At 30.5% G+C, this 220-nt stretch carries 2 protein-coding genes; both read right to left on the bottom strand.

What is annotated here, in order from left to right:
- Positions 1-88: hypothetical protein (locus tag D9V42_RS15725; RefSeq protein ID WP_142927615.1), on the bottom strand; the 88-nt coding region annotated here is incomplete at its 3' end.
- Positions 88-220 (bottom strand): hypothetical protein (locus D9V42_RS15730; RefSeq protein ID WP_425275813.1); only part of this gene is annotated, 133 nt, incomplete at its 5' end. The genes D9V42_RS15725 and D9V42_RS15730, both read right to left, overlap by 1 nt.

The following is a 220-nucleotide window of genomic DNA, read 5'->3' on the forward strand; positions in this document are numbered from 1 at the left end:
TTTTTTCTTTTTTACCATTAGGCATTCTGAAATCAGATATATTGTAATAGTTAGGGTTAAAGTTATCATAAACGTTAGCTTCTAACATTAAATAAAGTCCGCCTTTCTCTTGATTTTAAGCTCTGCCTTACTTAAATTAACTAGCTCCATTTGACCTTTTTCAATTATACGAGTTCTGTATCGCTCAAAGTTCATTACAGGGAATAAGTTTAGTACAGTT

The organism is Staphylococcus pseudoxylosus, assembly GCF_003697915.1.
In the GTDB taxonomy this organism is placed as follows: domain Bacteria; phylum Bacillota; class Bacilli; order Staphylococcales; family Staphylococcaceae; genus Staphylococcus; species Staphylococcus pseudoxylosus.